We start from the raw sequence: 12,133 nt of genomic DNA on the forward strand, positions 1-12,133 counted from the left end.
CCTACTTCTTCTCCCGCCAGGCCCGCTCGAACGGGAGGCGCCAGGCGTTGGGCGCGATCAGCTGGTGGATGGCGTTGGGGCCCCACGAGCCGACGGGGTAGGGCTTCACCGGCGGCGGGTCGGCGAGCAGCGGGACGGAGCGCTCCCACAGCGACTCGATGCCCTCGGAGGTGGTGAACAGCGTGTGGTCGCCGCGCATCGCGTCGAGGATGAGGCGCTCGTAGGCCTCGAGGACGTCGCCGGCCGAGTCGGTCTCGTGCGTCGAGAACTGCATCGAGAGCTTCTCCAGGCGCATCCCCGGGCCGGGGCGCTTGCCGTAGAACGACAGCGACACCTTGGAGTTGTCGGCGAGGTCGAACGTCAGGTGGTCCGGGCCCTGGGTGCCGACACCCGAACCCTGCGGGAACATCGTGCGCGGCGCCTCCTTGAACGCGATCGAGATGATCCGCTGGCCCTCGGCGAGGCGCTTGCCCGTGCGCAGGTAGAACGGCACTCCGGCCCAGCGCCAGTTGTCCAGGCCCACCCGCAGCGCGATGAAGGTCTCGGTGTCCGAGTCGTTGGCCACCTCGGGGTCGTCGCGGTAGCCGCCGAACTGGCCGCGCACGACGTCGTGCGGGTGGATCGGCAGCAGCGAGCGGAAGACCTTGTTCTTCTCCTCGCTGATCGCGCGCGGCTCCAGCGCCGTCGGCGGCTCCATCGCGACGAACGCCATCACCTGCATGAGGTGGGTGACGACCATGTCCTTGTACGCGCCGGTCGCCTCGTAGAACGACGCCCGCTGGTCGAGCCCGAGGGACTCCGGGATGTCGATCTGGATGTGGTCGATGAAGTTGCGGTTCCAGATCGGCTCGAACAGCCCGTTGGCGAACCGGAACGCCAGGACGTTCTGGGCGGCCTCCTTGCCCAGGAAATGGTCGATCCGAAAGATCTGCGACTCGTCGAACACGTGGTGCACGAAGTCGTTGAGACGCACCGCGCTCTCGAGGTCGTGCCCGAACGGCTTCTCCATCACCACGCGGGCGCCCTTGGCGAGGTCGGCGTCGCGCAGCATCTCGATCACCGCCTGGGCGGCCTTCGGGGGCACCGACAGGTAGTGCAGCAGCCGGGCGTCGTCGCCGAGCTGCGACTGCGCCTCCTTCACCGCCGAGCTCAGGCCCTCCGGCCCGGCGCCCTGCGGGACGTAGGTCAGGCGCGTGGCGAAGTCGTCCCAGTCGCTCTCGGCGAGCTTGTGCATGCCGTGGTTCTGCACCGCGTCGTGCGCGAGGTCGCGGAACCCGTCGGTGTCGAGGTCCTCCATCGCCGTGCCGACGATGCGGATCGAGGGCGCCAGCTCGGACTCGGCGAGGTACGCCAGGCCGGGCAGGAGCTTGCGCTTGGCGAGGTCGCCGGTGCACCCGAACAGTACAATGACGTGCGGGGCGATCGGGTCGAGGTCGCGCCGGAACGGCCGCGAGCCGGGACCGGGGTACGCGATGTGGTTGTCCGGGCGGTCGGCCATACGCCGACCGTAGCCGGATCAGGTGACGATCGTGGGTCGCGCCGCGGAGCGTTCAGGGGCCCGTCAGCTGCCCCTCGAGGAGACGGCGCAGCGTCGCGAGGTCGGTCGCGACCGCGTCGGCGTCGCGGGTGAAGTCGTCGTCGCTCATCCCGGCCCGCCGCCGGACGTGGAACACGACCTCGGCGCCCTCCCCGAGCGGGACGACGCGCAGCGGGTTGTCCATCTCGGTGCCGTCGGCCAGGCGCACGACGTGGTCGAGGACGCCGAACGGGTTGTCCGGCGTCCAGACGATCTCCACCCGGCCCAGCGGCGAGTCCGCGACGTAGGTGTCGGGGCGGTCGGGGGCGGGCTCGACCTGGGCGCTGGCCAGGCCGGCCGCCCAGTCGACGAGGTTGTGGGGGTCGGCCGTGTACGCGTAGACGTCCTGCCAGGGGCGGGCGATCACGGTGCTGACCAGGCGGCTCTCCGTCGTCATGCTGCCGATCCTGGCGCCCCGCCTCGTGCTCGTCGTGGACGGATCGGTCAGCGCTAGCGTTCCGGGCCGTGGAGCTCCGCACCCCGGCCGGCACGGTGCGCGGCGTCGAGCGCGGCGGGCTCGCGGTCTTCCTCGGCCTGCCGTACGCGGCGGCACCGGAGGGGGAGCGGCGGTTCGCCGCGCCGGTGCCGGTCGCCGGGTGGGACGGTGTCCGCGACGCGACGCGCTTCGGCCCGGCCGCGCCGCAGGGCCCGCCGGCCCCCGGCGCACCGTCCCCGTGGCGGCCGGGCGACGGGCTCGGGGAGCTGACGCTCAACGTCTGGACCCCCGAGGCCGCCGGCTCCGGGCTGCCGGTGCTCGTCTGGTTCCACGGTGGCGCCTGGGTCCGGGGCGCGCCGAGCATGCCCCTGTACGACGCCGCGGCGCTGGCCGCCGAGGGCGTCGTGGTGGTGACGGTCGGGTTCCGGCTCGGGGCCGAGGGCTTCCTCGCCCTGCCCGGCGCGCCAGAGAACCGGGGCCTGCGCGACCAGCTCGCCGCCCTGACCTGGGTGCACGAGCACGTGGCGGCGTTCGGCGGCGACCCCGGGTGCGTGACGGCAGCGGGCCAGTCCGGCGGTGGGGCGTCCGTCGCGGTGCTGCTCGCGCACCCGGCGACGGCCGGCCTGCTCCAGCGCGCCGTGGTGATGAGCGTGCACGAGGGCTTCCGCACGCCCGACGACGCGGCCGGGGTCACCGCCCGGCTCGCGGCCGCGCTGGACGTCGCGCCGACCGCGGCCGGGTTCCGGGCCGTGGCCCCGGAGCGCCTGGTCGCCGCGCAGGACGTCCCGCTGCGGGGCCACGCGGACGGGATCACGGCGTTCGGCCCGGTGGTCGACGGCGACGTCGTCCTGGGCCAGCCGTGGGAGGGCCTGGCCCTCCGGCCCCGCCCGCAGATCTCGTTGCTGGTCACCGGTACCCGCGAGGAGGCGCGCGCCTACCCGCTGCCTCCCCTCCCGGACGCGGAGCTCCAGGAGATCTCCGATGCCCTGCACCGCCACCCGACGCGACGGGTCGCCCGGGCCCACGCCGCGGCGGGTGGGCCCACCTGGAGTGCCGAGCTCACCTGGCGCAGCCCGCTGCTCGGCGCCGCGCACGGCCTCGACGTCCCGCTCCTGTTCGGCACGCTCGACACGCGACCGGCCGCGCGGATGCTCGGTGCGCCGCCGCCGGACGAGGCGCGGGCGGTGGGCGCCGCCCTGCGCCGGGACATCGTCCGGTTCGCCACCACCGGTGACCCGGGCTGGGCGCCCTACGACCTCGCCACCGGCACCACCCGCCTCTGGGACACCACCGTGACCGAGGTGCCCGACCCCATCGGGGCACCGCACGGCGACCCCACCCCGCCACAGCCATGATCGGCTCCGTGCGGAGGACGGCCCGGCGGGGCGCGGTGGGCGCGGGCGCGGCCGCGGTGCTGCTCGTGCCCGAGCTGGTCGGTCTCGAGCGCACGTTCCCGTGGCCGATCGCGCTCGCCGCCCGCCCGGCGCTCGCGGCGGGCGTCGACGTCGCGGCCGGCACCCTGGCCGCGGTATCGCGCCGCGCCCGCCCGGCCGCCCTGGGTGCGGCGGCGGTGTCCCGGCTCGTGCTCGCCCGCCCGCGCCGTCACCGCGAGCGGCCGGGCCCCGGCCGGCTGACCGTCCTCGTCGCCAACGTCTGGCAGGGCCGCGCCGACCCCGGCGCGCTGGCCCGGCTGCTCGCCGCCCACCGGCCCGACGTCGTCGTGCTGCCCGAGGCCGGCGAGCCCTTCCTCGCCCGCCTCGCCGGGCACCTCGACCCCGGGCTCGGCTACCGCGCCGACACGGCCCCGCCACCGCGGCCGCACCGCCACGTGCCCGACGACCCGGACGGGCCGTGGACGGCGGTGCTCGTCGCGCCGTCGCTGGGGGACGTCAAGGTTGCGCCGGTCCTGCTCGGCGGCCTCTACGGCTGGCTCGAGGTCGGCGGCGGGACGCTCGGCGACGTGCGGGTGCTCGCCGCCCACCCGGTGGCCCCGGTGCCCGGGCTGACCGGCCGGTGGGCCGACGAGCTCGACCTCGTCGCCGCCTGGCGCGCCGCCGCGGCCGGGCCGACCGTCGTCGCCGGCGACCTCAACACCACCGTCGAGCACCGCGGCCTCGCCGCCCTCGGAGAGGGTGGTGCGCCCGCGGGGCCGGCGACGTGGCCGGCGAGGTGGCCCCGGTGGCTGGGGTTCCGCATCGACCACGTGCTCGGCGGCGGCGGACTCGCCGTGCGCTCCACCCGCGTGCTCGACCTGCCCGGCAGCGACCACCGGGCCGTCCTCGCGCGCCTGGGGTGATCACGCGGCTCAGGCCACCGGGAACGTCGCCCCGCTGCCCATCCCCGTGATCCACTCCGGCACCGGCTCGTAGCTGGTCCAGGCCAGCGGCGCCGCGACCGCGGCCGCGCCGACCAGCCACGTCCGCACCTCGTGCCCGCCGGTGCCGGCCGCCTCCTCCAGGCCCGCGTGCCCGAGGGCGGTGATCGCGTCGAGGTCGCCGGCGGTGAGCCGGTCGAGGAACCAGCGGTCCCAGGCGTCGTTGACGCGCGCCCCCGGGTCGCCGCCCATCGCTCGCACCTTGGGCTCGCGCGCGGCGGCGAAGGCCTGCGCGTCCTGCCGGCCGTGGATCAGCGACGCGCGCTTCTCACCCACCACCGACGGGTCGCGCGGATCGTTCGACGGCAGCCAGTGGGAGAGCCCGCCGCTGGCCACCACCAGCACGCGCCCGGCCGGCCCGGCCGCCAGCGTCTTGCCCAGCGCCTCCCCGAGCGCGACGCAGCGCGCGAGCGTCGGCAGCGGCGGCGCCGCGGTGTTCAGCACCAGCGGGACCAGCGGGACCGTCCCGCCGGTGACCATCTCGAAGCCCTGCACGATCCCGTGGTCGACGGTCAGCGCGTACGACAGCGCGAGGTCGAACCCGGCGTCGGTCAGCCCGGCGTGGACCGACCACGCGAGCTCCGACGCCACCGGCAGGGCGCCCGACGTGCTGCCGAAGTCGCCGAACCCCGTCACCTCCTCGACGCCGAGCACGAACGGCGGCATGACGTCGTAGAAGTTGCCGTGGAAGTGGTCGGGACCCACGACCACCACGGCATCCGGCGCCAGGCGCGCGACGGCGTCGCGGACGCGGGCGGCGTCGTCGAGGAACCGCGCACCGGGGGCGTCGCTCGCGGCCGGTGGCAGGAGCGTCGCGAAGGGGGAGTGGGACATCCCCACGAAGCCGACGACCTCGCTCACGACCGCACCGCCGCCGCCGTCTCGGCACCCAGGAAGGCCTCGTGCTGCTCGACGAACTCGTCGGGCTTCTCCCACTGCGGCCAGTGCCCGGCGCCGGTGATGACGTGCAGCCGCGCGTCGGGCAGCCAGTCGAGCAGCATCTGCGCCTCGTCGAGGCCGCCGGTGGGGTCGTGGTCGGTCCAGAGCAGCAGTGTCGGCGCGGTGATGCGCCCGACCCACGCGGCGTCCCAGCTGTAGCGGGCGCGCGTCGCCGGGTCCTGCAGCACGAGGATGTTGTCGACCGCCCGGCGGAACCCGTCGCGCGTGTAGACGGCGCGGCGCAGGTCGACGAGCTCGTCGGTGACCATGCTCTTGTCGTGGAACAGCCAGGCCACCCGGGCCCGGACCGTGGCGTCCGAGGGGTCGGCGACGGCGGCGGTGGTGCTGGCCTTGAGGCGTGCCATCACCTCGGGCTTGTTGGCGATGTTGCCCGGGGTGTTGAGCACGAGCCGCTCGACGCGCTCGGGGTGGTGCGCGGCGGTCCACGCGGCGACCCAGCCGCCGAGCGACTCGCCCGACAGGTGGGCCCGCGCGATGCCCAGGACGTCCATGAGCCCGAGCAGGTGGTCGGAGAGGACGTCGACGGTGAACGGGACGTCGGGCAGGTCCGACCAGCCGTGCCCGACCATGTCGTAGGCCGTGACGCGGAAGCTCCGCGCGAGCCCGGCGATGTCGCGGGCGTACGCCTCGAGGTGCCCGCCGGTCCCGTGCAGCAGGACGAGGTCGGGACCGGCGCCGGCGCGCAGCACGCGCGTCCGGACCCCGTTCCCATCGGCCAGCGACACCGTCACGTGCCGCAGCTCGTGGTCGACGTCGGCGAGCTCGGCCCAGATGCTGACGTGGTCGCTCACGACGGGTCTCCCTTGAACATGGCCCGGGCCTCGGCCACGGTCACCAGCCCGGCGCTCTGGCGCCGGTTGACCCCGAGCGCGCCGAGAAGCCGCGAGTTCTCGATGGTCAGGAACTCGACCGGGCGCCCGGTCGAGGCGTTGTGGTGGCGGTGCCACGTCCACGGCGGCGTGTAGACGAAACTGCCGTCGGTCCACTCGACGGTCTCGTCCTCGATCTCCGACCAGCCGTCGCCCGCGATGACGAAGTGGACCGTCTCGTGGTGGTGGCGCTGCATGTCCGAGCTCTGCCGGGGCGGGATCGTCTGGCGGAACAGCTCGAACGTCGCCGTCGGCAGGTTCCCGGCGACCGACAGCGACGTCGGGTTGTGCACCTCGCCGGCCGGCAGCGGCTGGAGCTCGTCGGCGTGTACGACGAGCGGCCGCGCGCCGCTCGGGGGCACCTCGGGGTTCAGGCCGGCGAGGAACGCCGCCATGTCGAAGGTCACCACGTCGTCTCCGTCCGTCCGCCGTCGACGGTGAGCACCGTCCCGGTCACGTAGCCCGCGTCCCGCGAGGCGAGGAACGCGATCGCCGCGGCGACCTCGCCGGGCTCGCCGGCGCGGCCGGCCGGGACCACCGCGAGGTCGTCCGCGTCGGCCTGCTCGGTGCTGACGCCCGCCGTCGCCGCGCGGTTGGCGACGATCTGGGCGCGCCGGTCGGTGGCGACCGGGCCGGGCGCCACGCAGTTGACGGTCACGCCGTCGGCGGCCACCTCGCCCGCGAGCAGCTTCATCGCCGCCGTCGCCGCCGAGCGCAGCACCGTCGACAGCGCCAGCTCGGGCATCGGCTGGCGCACGGCGGTCCCGGTCACCAGGACCACGCGGCCGAACCCGCGCTCCTGCATGCCCACCACGACGTTGCGGGCCACCGCCAGCGGGCCGACCAGGAGCAGCTCCGCGCCGTCGCGCCAGTCGTCCGCGTCGAGGTCGAGGATGCGCGCGGGCCGGGGCCCGCCGGTGTTGAGCACGAGGACGGCCAGCTCCCCGAAGCGGTCCTCCACGTCGGCGACCAGGTCGTCGGCGGCGTCCGCGTCGCCGAGGTCGCCGACCGCCCAGCGGACGTCGCGGCCGTTCTTCGCGGTCAGCTCCGACGCCGTCGCCCGGAGCCGCTCCTCGGTGCGGCCCACGAGGACCACGTCCCACCCGTCGTGCGCGAGGTGTTCGGCGGTCGCGCGCCCGATGCCGCTCGCGCCGCCGCCGACCAGCGCCGTCGTTGCCGTGCTTGCCGTGATGACGCCCTCCCTGTTCGATCCGGGTCGAGCGTGGCGGGCCGGTCGAGGAGACAGCGATGGTGAGTCCCACTGATCGGGACACGACGGCGCGGACCGGTGAGGCCGCCGGCGGGCTCGACCGCGCGGCGGCGATCCTCGACGCCTTCGACGCCACCCACCGCGAGCTGACGCTGGCCGCGCTGGTGCACCGCTGCGGGCTGCCGCGCTCCACCACGCACCGGACGGCCGACCGGATGCTGCGGCTGGGCTGGCTGGACAAGCCCGGCGACCGGTACCGCATCGGCCAGCGCCTCTTCGAGCTCTCCGGGCTGGTCCCGATCCGCCACGAGCTGCGCGAGGCCGTGCTGCCGTTCCTGCACGACCTGCACGCCGCGGTGAAGGTCGCCGTGCAGCTCGGGGTGCTGCACGGCGCCGAGGTGCTGGTCGTCGAGAAGATCACGGGGCACCGGCCGATGCCGATGCTCTCGCAGGTGGGCGGCACCATCCCGGCCTACTGCTCGGCGCTGGGCCGGGCGATCCTCGCGTGGTCGCCGGCCGAGGCCGTGGACGCCGCGCTGGCCGGTCCGCTGCCGGCCCGCACCCCGCGCACGCTCACCGCCGCGGACGCCGTGCGCCGCGAGCTCGCCGCGATCCCCGACCGCGGCTGGGCGGTCGAGCGCGAGGAGGGCAACATCGGCGTCTCCTGCGTCGCCGCCCCGGTCTTCGGCCCGCTCGGCGAGGTCGTCGCCGCCCTGTCGGTGACGGGCCCCTCGGCCGCCGTGCGCTCCGAGCGCGCCGGCCCGCCGGTGCAGCTCGCGGCGGCCGCGGCGTCGCGGGCCTACGCCGCGCGCCGCTAGCACCATCGGTCCCACTGGCCGGGACCGTGGGTTGGACGTGCCCGCGGCCCCGCCGGACTCTGTGAGCCGACCCACACGAGGAGGCGCAGATGTCACTGGGCGGCGGGTACATGCTCTCGTCCCGGGAGGGCCGGCAGATCCCGGCGATCGGGATCGGCATCACGGCGAAGGCGACCGGCGAGAACACCAAGGACGCCTACTCGCTGTTCGAGTACGCCGTCCCGGGCGGCGTGAACGGGCCCCCGCCGCACGTGCACACCCGCGAGGACGAGTCGTTCATCTGCCTCGCCGGCAAGCTCGACGTGATGCTCGGCGGCGAGGACTTCACCCTCGGTACGGGCGACTACCTGCTGCTGCCCCGCGACGTCGTCCACACCTTCCGCAACCCGTACGACGACGAGGCGCGGGTGATCTCCGTGGTCTCGCCGGCCGGGCTCGAGGCGTACTACCAGGCGCTGGCCGACCTGCCCCCGGGACCGAAGGACATCTCGGTGATGCAGGCGATCATGGCCGACTTCGGGATCGAGCTGCGGCTGCCGGCGGGGAGCCCGTCGTGAGGGTCGGGATCGTCGGCGCGGGCGTCGCGGGGCTCGTCACGGCGAAGGTGCTGACGGCCGTCGGGCACGACGTCGTCGTCTACGACCGCACCCCCGACGTCGGCGGGGTGTGGAGCGCGACCCGGCGCTACCCGGGCCTGTCGACGCAGAGCCCGCGCGACACGTACGCGTTCTCCGACTTCCCGATGCCCGCGGACCACCCCGAGTGGCCCTCCGGCGAGCAGGTGCAGGCCTACCTCGCGGCCTACGCCGAGCACACCGGCGTCGACCGCCTGCTGCGCCTGGGGACCGAGGTGACCGCCGCCGTGCCGCGCGACGGCGGGTGGGAGCTGACGACGTCCGGGCAGCACGCGGGCACGGACGCGGTGGACCACCTCGTCGTGGCCAACGGTGTCTTCTGCGAGCCGGCGATGCCCGACCTGCCCGGCCAGGAGGAGTTCACCGCCGCCGGCGGGCAGGTGCTGCCGGCGAATGCCCTGCACGACCCGGAGCAGGCGCGCGACCGGCGCGTCGTCGTCCTCGGCTACGGCAAGACCGCGTGCGACCTGGCGGTCGCCGTCGGGGACGCGGCCGCGTCGACGACGGTCGTGGCCCGCCAGCTGGTGTGGAAGGTGCCGCGCTGGGTGGGCGGGTTCCTCAACTTCAAGCACCTGCTGCTGACCCGGCTCGGCGAGTCGCTGTTCCGCTACCGCTACCTCCGCGGCGTCGAGAAGTTCCTGCACGGGCCGGCCAACGGCGTGCGCAGCCGCGTCCTGGACTCGCTCGGCCCGGTCACGACCCGGCAGTTCGGGCTGCGCGAGCTCGACCTCGTGCCGCGCGGCTGCTTCGAGGACATCGTCCGCGGCGCCATCGGCCTGACCACCGACGGCTTCTACGAAGCCGTGCGCGCCGGGACGATCGGGGTGCGGCGCGACCGCACGATCACCCGCCTGCTGGAGAAGGACGGCGCCCCGCACGTCGAGCTCGACGACGGGACGGTGCTGGCCGCGGACCTGCTCGTGTGCGCCACCGGGTTCACCCAGGGCGTGCCGTTCCTGCCCGCCGATGTGGCCGGGCGCCTCGTCGACGAGCGCGGCAACTTCCTGCTCCACCGGCAGATCCTGCCGACCGACGTCGATCACCTGACGTTCGCGGGCTACAACTCGTCGTTCTTCAGCCCGCTCAACGCCGAGATGGCAGCGGTGTGGATCGCGTCGCTGCTGGCCGACCGCGTCGCCCTGCCCGACCGCGCGGAGCTGCGCCGGCGCGTCGACGAGCAGCTCGCGTTCATGGACACCGCGACCGACGGCCACCACTGCCACGGCACGAAGATCATCCCGTTCTCGCTGCACAACGTCGACGAGGTGCTCGGCGACCTCGACCTCGACATCCCCCGCCGCGCCCGGTTCGGGCAGTGGTTCAACCCCGTGAACCCCTCGGCCTACGCGGACGTCACCCGCCGGCTGGTCGAGCGGCTCGCGAGCAGCGACCGCCCGGCCGAGGCCAGCGCGCCCAGATAGGCCAGGACGCAGAGCGCCAGCACGACCAGGGCCGGGACGCCCAGAGCGTCGAGGGGCAGCATCCGGAAGGCGTGGACGAGCAGGACGGCGAGGGCGAGGAGCACCGCGCCGACCATGGTCGCCACGAGCGCGAGGCGGTGGTGGGCGGCGGTCCCGGCGAGCAGCACCGCCGGCACGGCGAGCAGGAGCATGCCGTGCACCCCGACGGCGTGGGGCAGGACGAGGTCGCCGCCGGCGGTGGCGGGGCGGAAGCCGGCGTAGTCCGGGCCGACGGTGGCGGCGTCGGGGCCGAAGTAGGCCCCGGTGCGGCCGAACCCGCTGCCGAGGCCCCCGCGGTAGACCCCGCTGTTCGTGGAGATCATGACCATGCCGACGGCGCAGGCCACGAGCGTGACCACGACGCCCGCGGCGACGCCGAGCCGCAGCTCGGGCGGGGTGCCGTGCGAGGAGGTCCCGGGCGAGCGCAGGGTGGCGACGAGCAGCACCACCATCCCGACGACGAACACCGCCGCGGTGCCCGCGGCGCCGATGCGCACGAGGGCGGCGTCGAACGGGGTGGAGAAGTTGTAGTGGCTCGGCACGCCCCGCCAGGCCTGGATCCCCATCACGACGGGCTCGACGACCGCGAAGGCGAGCACCGCCACCCCGACGACGTGGCGCTGCCAGGGGCGCATCCGGAGCCGGGCCAGCACCAGCGCCACCGACCAGCACAGCAGCCAGCCGGTCTCGGCGAACGTCGCGGGCTTGCGCAGCGACACCGGCCCGCCGACCGGGCCGCCGAGCAGGACGAGCGCGACGACGTGCACGACCATCGCCACCAGCAGCACCGCGCCCGTGACCCCCAGGACGCGCGGCCACGACCAGGTCGTGCGCACCGCGGCAGGCGCCGGCGCGGTCACCGCGGGGCGCCCTCGCGCAGCGGCCCGGACAGGTGCGCGGACAACAGCCGCCAGCCCTCGCCGTCGCGGCTGGCCACGACGGTCACGCGGAACCGGCCGGCCGTGGTGTGGCCGCGGTAGGACGCCGACTGGGTCTGGGTCGCGACGGCCACGGCGTGGTCACCGTGCTCGCGGACCGCCACGTCCTCGACCGCCAGGGCGTCGTAGGACAGGCCGTCGTCGAACCGACGCAGCCAGGCCGCCCGGTCGAGCACGAAGCCGACGGGGCCCACGAGCGTGACGTCGTCGGTGGCGAGCGCCGCGAGCGCCCCGCTGTCCCGGGCGGCCTCGGCGGCCGACCAGCGCTCGACGAGCTCGGGCACCGTGCGGGGGAGAGTGGTGACCATGGTGTCCTCCTGTCATCGTGACAAGTTGTCACGATCCTGCTGGAGACATGGTTCGTCAAGGGCTATCGTTCGACCCGTGACCACCCCGATCGGCGCGGCCTTCCTGCTCACGCAGCTGGGCACGCACTGCGCCCAGGCCTTCGCCGCGCGGATCGCGGAGCTCGACCTCACGCCGCCGCAGACCGGCCTGCTCCGCGCCGTCGCCGCGGCCCCCGGCAGCAGCCAGCAGGCGCTCGCCGAGACGCTCGGGACGCCGGCGACGCGGCTGGTCGCGCTCGTCGACGGCCTCGAGCAGCGGGGGCTCGTGGAGCGGCGCCGCAACCCGTCGGACCGGCGGCTGCACGCCGTGCACCTCACCGACGACGGGACCGCCCTGCTCGACGACATCGGTCGGGTCGCCCGCGAGCACGACGCCGCGGAGCTCGCCGCCCTCGACCCCGAGGAGCGGGCGACCCTGCGCGCGCTGCTCGAGAAGGTCGCCGCCGACCGGGGGCTGCGCCCGGGCGTCCACCCCGGCTACCGGACGCTGCGCGCCGACTGAGCGCGTGC

The 12,133-nt window shown here is 75.2% G+C and carries 14 protein-coding genes; 6 read left to right on the top strand and 8 right to left on the bottom strand.

Annotation, left to right across the window (positions count from 1 at the left end; translation table 11 throughout):
- Position 1: 1 nt before the first annotated feature.
- Positions 2 to 1,498 carry a glucose-6-phosphate dehydrogenase gene (zwf, locus tag ABD994_RS05320; RefSeq protein WP_345411458.1) on the bottom strand — a complete coding sequence of 499 codons (1,497 nt, stop codon included), beginning with the start codon at positions 1,496 to 1,498 and terminating at the stop codon, positions 2 to 4.
- A 52-nt stretch (positions 1,499 to 1,550) separates the two neighbouring features.
- Positions 1,551 to 1,973, bottom strand: coding sequence for an SRPBCC family protein (locus ABD994_RS05325; RefSeq protein ID WP_345411460.1), 423 nt, complete (start codon positions 1,971 to 1,973; stop codon positions 1,551 to 1,553).
- Between the two features lie 68 nt (positions 1,974 to 2,041).
- Here ABD994_RS05325 and ABD994_RS05330 point away from each other — a divergent pair, with 68 nt between their 5' ends.
- Positions 2,042 to 3,367 carry a carboxylesterase/lipase family protein gene (locus ABD994_RS05330; RefSeq protein ID WP_345411462.1) on the top strand — a complete coding sequence of 442 codons (1,326 nt, stop codon included), beginning with the start codon at positions 2,042 to 2,044 and terminating at the stop codon, positions 3,365 to 3,367.
- 8 nt (positions 3,368 to 3,375) lie between these two features.
- Complete coding sequence (locus ABD994_RS05335) at positions 3,376 to 4,308, top strand: endonuclease/exonuclease/phosphatase family protein (protein ID WP_345411464.1); 933 nt, start codon at positions 3,376 to 3,378, stop codon at positions 4,306 to 4,308.
- 9 nt (positions 4,309 to 4,317) lie between these two features.
- Here the strand turns inward: ABD994_RS05335 and ABD994_RS05340 are convergent, their stop codons facing one another.
- The 4 genes from ABD994_RS05340 to ABD994_RS05355 are packed head-to-tail and all read right to left on the bottom strand — an operon-like array spanning position 4,318 to position 7,461.
- A complete protein-coding gene (locus ABD994_RS05340) occupies positions 4,318 to 5,247 on the bottom strand; it encodes a DODA-type extradiol aromatic ring-opening family dioxygenase (RefSeq protein WP_345411466.1) in 930 nt (309 codons plus the stop codon).
- On the bottom strand, positions 5,244 to 6,137 hold the full coding sequence (locus ABD994_RS05345) for an alpha/beta fold hydrolase (RefSeq protein ID WP_345411468.1): 894 nt from the start codon (positions 6,135 to 6,137) through the stop codon (positions 5,244 to 5,246). The genes ABD994_RS05340 and ABD994_RS05345 overlap by 4 nt, the downstream gene beginning before the upstream one ends.
- The gene (locus ABD994_RS05350; RefSeq protein WP_345411470.1) at positions 6,134 to 6,625 is read right to left on the bottom strand and encodes a cupin domain-containing protein; all 492 of its coding nucleotides are present in this window, start codon (positions 6,623 to 6,625) and stop codon (positions 6,134 to 6,136) included. The genes ABD994_RS05345 and ABD994_RS05350 overlap by 4 nt, the downstream gene beginning before the upstream one ends.
- Positions 6,619 to 7,461, bottom strand: a complete 843-nt coding sequence (locus tag ABD994_RS05355) for an SDR family oxidoreductase (protein ID WP_425550027.1) — start codon at positions 7,459 to 7,461, stop codon at positions 6,619 to 6,621. The genes ABD994_RS05350 and ABD994_RS05355 overlap by 7 nt, the downstream gene beginning before the upstream one ends.
- 2 nt (positions 7,462 to 7,463) lie before the next feature.
- Here ABD994_RS05355 and ABD994_RS05360 point away from each other — a divergent pair, with 2 nt between their 5' ends.
- The 3 genes from ABD994_RS05360 (at position 7,464) to ABD994_RS05370 (ending at position 10,299) form a co-directional block, all read left to right on the top strand.
- Entirely contained in the window at positions 7,464 to 8,243 is a 780-nt protein-coding gene (locus ABD994_RS05360) for an IclR family transcriptional regulator (RefSeq protein ID WP_345411472.1), read from the top strand.
- 89 nt (positions 8,244 to 8,332) lie between these two features.
- Positions 8,333 to 8,800 (top strand): cupin domain-containing protein, encoded by a 468-nt coding sequence (locus ABD994_RS05365; RefSeq protein ID WP_345411474.1) that lies wholly within the window; start codon positions 8,333 to 8,335, stop codon positions 8,798 to 8,800.
- Positions 8,797 to 10,299, top strand: coding sequence for a flavin-containing monooxygenase (locus ABD994_RS05370; protein ID WP_345411476.1), 1,503 nt, complete (start codon positions 8,797 to 8,799; stop codon positions 10,297 to 10,299). The genes ABD994_RS05365 and ABD994_RS05370 overlap by 4 nt, the downstream gene beginning before the upstream one ends.
- Here the strand turns inward: ABD994_RS05370 and ABD994_RS05375 are convergent.
- The gene (locus ABD994_RS05375) at positions 10,221 to 11,198 is read right to left on the bottom strand and encodes a hypothetical protein (protein WP_345411478.1); all 978 of its coding nucleotides are present in this window, start codon (positions 11,196 to 11,198) and stop codon (positions 10,221 to 10,223) included. The genes ABD994_RS05370 and ABD994_RS05375 overlap by 79 nt on opposite strands.
- Positions 11,195 to 11,584: a nuclear transport factor 2 family protein gene (locus ABD994_RS05380; protein ID WP_345411480.1), complete on the bottom strand. Its 390-nt coding sequence runs from the start codon at positions 11,582 to 11,584 to the stop codon at positions 11,195 to 11,197. Before ABD994_RS05380 ends, ABD994_RS05375 begins: the two co-directional genes overlap by 4 nt.
- A gap of 76 nt (positions 11,585 to 11,660) precedes the next feature.
- Here ABD994_RS05380 and ABD994_RS05385 point away from each other — a divergent pair, with 76 nt between their 5' ends.
- The gene (locus ABD994_RS05385) at positions 11,661 to 12,125 is read left to right on the top strand and encodes a MarR family winged helix-turn-helix transcriptional regulator (RefSeq protein ID WP_345411482.1); all 465 of its coding nucleotides are present in this window, start codon (positions 11,661 to 11,663) and stop codon (positions 12,123 to 12,125) included.
- The last annotated feature ends 8 nt before the right edge of the window (positions 12,126 to 12,133 follow it).

This window comes from Actinomycetospora chlora, from assembly GCF_039542135.1.
Lineage (GTDB): Bacteria > Actinomycetota > Actinomycetes > Mycobacteriales > Pseudonocardiaceae > Actinomycetospora > Actinomycetospora chlora.

Coding starts and splice junctions, on each gene's coding strand:
- zwf (WP_345411458.1), bottom strand. CDS start 1,498: ATGGCCGACCGCCCGGACAACCACATCGCGTACCCCGGTCCCGGCTCG.
- ABD994_RS05325 (WP_345411460.1), bottom strand. CDS start 1,973: ATGACGACGGAGAGCCGCCTGGTCAGCACCGTGATCGCCCGCCCCTGG.
- ABD994_RS05360 (WP_345411472.1), top strand. CDS start 7,464: ATGGTGAGTCCCACTGATCGGGACACGACGGCGCGGACCGGTGAGGCC.
- ABD994_RS05365 (WP_345411474.1), top strand. CDS start 8,333: ATGTCACTGGGCGGCGGGTACATGCTCTCGTCCCGGGAGGGCCGGCAG.
- ABD994_RS05380 (WP_345411480.1), bottom strand. CDS start 11,584: ATGGTCACCACTCTCCCCCGCACGGTGCCCGAGCTCGTCGAGCGCTGG.